Origin of the sequence: Achromobacter sp., assembly GCF_036567245.1 — a bacterium.
In the GTDB taxonomy this organism is placed as follows: Bacteria; Pseudomonadota; Gammaproteobacteria; order Burkholderiales; family Burkholderiaceae_B; genus Achromobacter.
The window spans coordinates 1-3,444 of record NZ_DATCUY010000633.1 but is presented as its reverse complement, the minus strand read 5'-3'; the positions used below and the strand labels follow the sequence as shown (position 1 = coordinate 3,444).

4 protein-coding genes are annotated in these 3,444 nt (G+C 63.5%); 1 reads left to right on the top strand and 3 read right to left on the bottom strand.

Features of this window, described 5'->3' with window-relative positions; translation table 11 throughout:
- Nucleotides 1–102: 102 nt before the first annotated feature.
- From VIR09_RS26885 to VIR09_RS26875, 3 genes are read right to left on the bottom strand one after another with little or no spacing between them, the layout of a single operon-like run.
- The gene (locus VIR09_RS26885; protein WP_332015636.1) at nucleotides 103–834 is read right to left on the bottom strand and encodes an amino acid ABC transporter ATP-binding protein; all 732 of its coding nucleotides are present in this window, start codon (nucleotides 832–834) and stop codon (nucleotides 103–105) included.
- Complete coding sequence (locus tag VIR09_RS26880) at nucleotides 831–1,490, bottom strand: amino acid ABC transporter permease (RefSeq protein WP_332015635.1); 660 nt, start codon at nucleotides 1,488–1,490, stop codon at nucleotides 831–833. Before VIR09_RS26880 ends, VIR09_RS26885 begins: the two co-directional genes overlap by 4 nt.
- A gap of 54 nt (nucleotides 1,491–1,544) precedes the next feature.
- Nucleotides 1,545–2,300, bottom strand: a complete 756-nt coding sequence (locus VIR09_RS26875; protein WP_332015634.1) for an ABC transporter substrate-binding protein — start codon at nucleotides 2,298–2,300, stop codon at nucleotides 1,545–1,547.
- Nucleotides 2,301–2,625: 325 nt separating this feature from the next.
- Here VIR09_RS26875 and VIR09_RS26870 point away from each other — a divergent pair.
- Nucleotides 2,626–3,444, top strand: an 819-nt coding sequence (locus VIR09_RS26870; protein ID WP_332015633.1) for an IclR family transcriptional regulator, incomplete at its 3' end; no start/stop codon positions are given.

The following is a 3,444-nucleotide window of genomic DNA, read 5'->3' as shown; positions in this document are numbered from 1 at the left end:
TGCAGCGGGCCGGTAAGCGCCGGCGAGGCGGCGCGCGCAGGCGCGGTCGTGGCCCACAGCGTGGCTGCGGGTGAAAACAGGTCGTTGGTCATGGTGCCGGAGCTACTGGGCGTGGGTGACGCGTTTGAGGAAGTCGCGCATGCGTTCGTTGCTGGGATTGTTCAGAACGTCGCGCGACGGGCCTTGTTCGGCGATACGGCCGTTCTCCAGGAACAGCACGCGGTCGGAGACGTTGCGCGCGAAGTCCATTTCGTGCGTGACGATGACCATGGTCATGCCTTTCTCGGCCAGCGTTCGCATGACGGACAGCACCTCGCCCACAAGTTCGGGATCCAGCGCCGAGGTCGGCTCGTCGAACAGGATGGCCTCGGGTTCCATCGCCAGCGCGCGGGCGATGGCCACGCGCTGCTGCTGGCCGCCCGAAAGCTGCTGCGGATAATGGTCCATCTTTTCGGCCAGGCCGACCGACGCCAGGATCTCGCGGCCGCGCGCGGTGGCGGACTGGAGGCTTTCGCCTTTGACGTGCACCGGGCCTTCGATGACGTTCTCCAGCGCGGTGCGGTGCGGGAACAGGTTGAAGCGCTGGAACACCATGGCCACGCGCTGGCGGATGTTCTGGATGTCCTTGCGCCGCGCGTCCACGGTGACGCCGTCGATCGTGATGCGGCCGCCGTCGTAGCGTTCGAGGCCGTTGATGCAGCGCAGGAGCGTGGACTTGCCGGAGCCGGACGGTCCGATCAGGCAGACCACTTCGCCCTGCTTGATTTCGGCGTTGATGCCTTCCAGCACGCGGTGGGCGCCGAACGACTTGCTGAGGTTTTCGATCTTGATCATAGTCGGCGCCCCAGTCGGCGTTCCAGTTTGCCGATGAAGTACATCATGGGCAGGCTCATGGCCAGGTACATAAGGGCGACCAGCGTGAAGATGGTGGCGCTCTTGAATGTGGAGGAAGCGATCAGCTTGCTCTGCATGGACAGCTCGACCACGGTGATGACCGCCGTCTGCGAGGAGTCCTTGAGCATCATGACCACATTGTTGCCATAGGGCGGCAGCGCGACCTTGAAGGCCTGGGGCAGCACCACGCGGCGCATCAGCTTGGTGCGCGACATGCCCAGCGATTGGGCCGCCTCGAACTGGCCGGGATCGACCGCGTCGATGCCCGAGCGGAACACCTCTGACATATACGAGGAGTACGCGATGCCCAGGCCCAGCGCGCCGGCCTGGAAGGCGGTCAGGCTGATGCCGATCTCCGGCAGCACGAAGTACATGTAGAACAGCACGACGATGATGGGGACGCCGCGGATGATGTTGGTGAGGATGCGGCTGGCGTGCGACAGGGAAGCCACGCCGCTGACCCGCAGCAGGGCCCAGAACAGGCCGAGCGCCGTGGCGATTACCAGCGCCGCCGCAGTGATGGCGATGGTCGTCAGCACCCCCTGCATCAGCACCGGGAAGAACTCCGCGGCGTCACTGAAAAATGACTGGAACATCTTGGATACCTGTTAGGCGGCGCGCCGCGGCGGATTGGACCGCGGCGCTCGGGATCAGGGCGCGACGCCCCATTTCTTCATGATGGCGGCGAGCGTGCCGTCCTGGCGCAGCGCGTCGATGGCGACGTTGAGCTGCTTGACGCGCTCGGCATCGCCCTTGCGCACTGCCAGCGCTATGTTGGTCGGCATGGCCGGCTGGTAGCTTTCCACATAGCGCACGTTGCGCACGCCCTGGGTGCGGACCTGATAGGAGATCACAGGCCCGTCGCCGAAGGCCGCGTCCAGGCGTCCCAGCGCCACGTCGCGCACCAGGTCGGACATGGTTTCGTACATCTTGATTTCCTTGATGCCGGGCGCGGCCTTCAGGGGTTCGACATAGAGCGTGCCGATCTGCACGCCGATGGTCTTGCCCTTCAGGTCGGCGATGCTCTTGTAGTCCGTCCTGTCCTTCTCCGGCACGATCAGCGCCTCGCCGTACTCCACCACCAGCTGCGTGAAATCGACCACTTCGGCGCGCTGCGGCGTCTTGGCGAAGGCCGAGGCGATGATGTCGATCTTGTTGGTCTGCAAGGCCGGCACCAGCGAGGCGAACGGGATCGGCATCACTTCCACGGTGAAGCCGGCCTGCTTGCCCACGGCGCGGGCGATGTCGATCATCACGCCCTGCAGGGTATTGGTCTTCGGGTCTAGGAAGTTGAATGGCACCGCGGTGGGCGTGGCGCCCACCTTGACGGTCTGGGCGTGCGCGCCCGACAGCGCGGCGGCGCACAGCGCCGTCGCCAACAACGATTTCAACGTTTTGTGCAGCATCGGAATCCCCTGGAAGCCGGAATCGCGCACCTGCACAATCTATCGGACGTCCGATTTCGTCCCTGCTTGGCGCGCATTATCGTATCGAATAGCAATATGTATATATCGCATGTAGATTTTATAATCCGCTCAAGGAATGCCTGTCAATAAACTCCAGATTCCTCTAAGCGCTTTTTATTTAAGGGTTTTCCCGAAATTGCATGGTCTGGAAAAGGTGGGATTTGTCAAAGAAATCAACTCTTTTTCTTGCATTCATTTAAATTGGAATGCAATCTCCACGTATCGAACACTAATAGACTTGCGGCTTGCGCCGCTCATCCCAGCCATGAACCCGGAATCCTCCACGCTGTACGTCCAATCGCTGGCCACCGGCATTGCGGTGCTCGATGCCTTCGACGCCGAGCACACCTCCATGAGCCTGCCGGATATCGCCGCCGCGGCAGGCATCACCCGCAGCGCCGCGCAGCGCTTCGCCTTCACGCTGGAGGCGCTGGGCCTGCTCAACAAGGACCCCGTCAGCAAGCGCTACTCGCTGTCGTCGCGCACACTGGACACCGGCTGCCGTTATCTGGAATCGCATCCGTTGCTGGATCGCGCCAACCCCTTCCTGCTCGAGCTCAACCGCAATGCCGGGGAAACCGTGAACCTGGCGGAGCCGGCCGGGCAGGACATGATCTACATCGGCCGCTTTCCCAGTCCCTTGCGGCTGCTGGTGCACATGCCGGTGGGGCGGCGCATTCCCATGTACTGTTCCTCGACCGGGCGCGTATACCTCGCGGGCATGAGCGACGAGCAGGCCTACGAAGCCTTGGCCGCGGGCGAGCGCGTGAAGTACACGGCCAATACGCTGACCGGCATGGAGGAACTGATGGCGCAGATACGCTTGACGCGTGAGCAGGGCTACGCCTGCTGCAAGGAGGAGTACTACCGCGGGGATCTGGCGTTGGCGGTGCCGGTCTACGACCTGAACCAGCGCGTGGTGGCGGGATTGCAGCTGTCGGTGTCGGCCGCCAAGTGGACGGTCAAGCGCGCGGTGTCGCGCTTCGTCCCGATGATGCTGGAAACCGCCAGGCAGATTTCCACCTCGCCGCCCACGCCGCGCGCGCTGGCGTCATTTGGCGGCGGAGCCGCGCGGGATCTGCAT

Coding starts and splice junctions, on each gene's coding strand:
- VIR09_RS26885 (WP_332015636.1), bottom strand. CDS start 834: ATGATCAAGATCGAAAACCTCAGCAAGTCGTTCGGCGCCCACCGCGTG.
- VIR09_RS26880 (WP_332015635.1), bottom strand. CDS start 1,490: ATGTTCCAGTCATTTTTCAGTGACGCCGCGGAGTTCTTCCCGGTGCTG.
- VIR09_RS26875 (WP_332015634.1), bottom strand. CDS start 2,300: ATGCTGCACAAAACGTTGAAATCGTTGTTGGCGACGGCGCTGTGCGCC.